The following is a 396-nucleotide window of genomic DNA, read 5'->3' as shown; positions in this document are numbered from 1 at the left end:
AGGCGTAGTCGATGGACAACGGGTTGATATTCCCGTACCGGCGAAGAACCGCCCAAACTAATCCAGTAGTGCTAAGTATCTGAATCCCACTGACGGATCCCTTCGGGGTGAAGCGTTGGGCCTAGCGTACGACCCCATTCTGGTGCGGTTAGCGTATTAACAGGTGTGACGCAGGAAGGTAGCCCAACCCGGGCGATGGTTGTCCCGGGGCAAGTGCGTAGGCCGACTCTTAGGCAAATCCGGGAGTCATACAGGCTGAGACACGATGCGGATAAAAAGTGGGTGATCCTATGCTGCCGAGAAAAGCATCGACGCGAGGTTCTAGCTGCCCGTACCCCAAACCGACTCAGGTGGTCAGGTAGAGAATACCAAGGAGATCGAGAGAATCGTGGTTAA

At 55.1% G+C, this 396-nt stretch carries 1 rRNA gene; it reads left to right on the top strand.

The annotated features are described in order from the left end of the window. Positions 1-396 (top strand): 23S ribosomal RNA (locus tag WFI52_RS14145); the annotation flags it as partial.

This window comes from Microbacterium sp. MMO-20, from assembly GCF_037147735.1.
GTDB lineage: Bacteria > Actinomycetota > Actinomycetes > Actinomycetales > Microbacteriaceae > Microbacterium.
Note: the sequence above shows the minus strand (reverse complement) of the source record. Positions and strands in the feature narration are given on the sequence as shown.